Origin of the sequence: Pseudomonas sp. B6001, assembly GCF_013386015.1 — a bacterium.
GTDB lineage: Bacteria > Pseudomonadota > Gammaproteobacteria > Pseudomonadales > Pseudomonadaceae > Aquipseudomonas.
Map to the genome: position 1 here is coordinate 1 of NZ_JACAOX010000068.1, position 834 is coordinate 834.

An 834-nucleotide genomic window follows, 5' to 3' on the forward strand; every position below is an offset into this window, starting at 1 on the left:
CGCATGACGCATCACGCCGGTCGCCGGGTCGTTGTGCAGCACGCGAGCGATACGCTCGGCGGCTTCGTCGGTACCGTCGCAGACAATCACCATGCCCGAGTGCTGGGAGAAGCCCATGCCGACGCCGCCGCCGTGGTGCAACGAAACCCAGGTCGCGCCGCTGGCGGTGTTGAGCAAGGCGTTGAGCAGTGGCCAGTCGGACACGGCGTCGGAACCGTCCTGCATCGATTCGGTTTCACGGTTGGGGCTGGCCACCGAGCCGGAGTCCAGGTGGTCGCGGCCGATCACGATGGGTGCCGACAGCTCGCCGCTGCGCACCATTTCGTTGAATGCCAGGCCGAGCTTGGCGCGCTGGCCCAGGCCAACCCAGCAGATACGTGCCGGCAGGCCCTGGAAGCTGATGCGCTCGCGGGCCATGTCCAGCCAGTTGTGCAGGTGCGCGTCGTCCGGGATCAGCTCTTTGACTTTGGCGTCGGTCTTGTAGATGTCTTGCGGGTCGCCCGACAGCGCAGCCCAACGGAACGGGCCGATGCCACGGCAGAACAGCGGACGGATGTAGGCCGGGACGAAACCCGGGAAGTCGAAGGCGTTTTCCACGCCCACTTCTTGCGCCATCTGACGGATGTTGTTGCCGTAGTCGAACGTCGGGATGCCTTGTTTCTGGAACTCGAGCATGGCCTTGACGTGCACGGCCATCGACTGCTTGGCGGCCTTGATCACTTCGGCCGGTTCGGTCTTGGCGCGGGCGCGGTATTCGTCCCAGGTCCAGCCGGCGGGCAGGTAGCCGTTGAGCGGGTCGTGGGCGCTGGTCTGGTCGGTGACCATGTCCGGGCG

Annotated in this window: 1 protein-coding gene; it reads right to left on the bottom strand. The window is 66.1% G+C overall.

What is annotated here, in order from left to right; genetic code table 11:
• Positions 1 to 834, bottom strand: an 834-nt coding sequence (hutU, locus tag HX821_RS31920; RefSeq protein WP_256349009.1) for a urocanate hydratase, incomplete at both ends; no start/stop codon positions are given.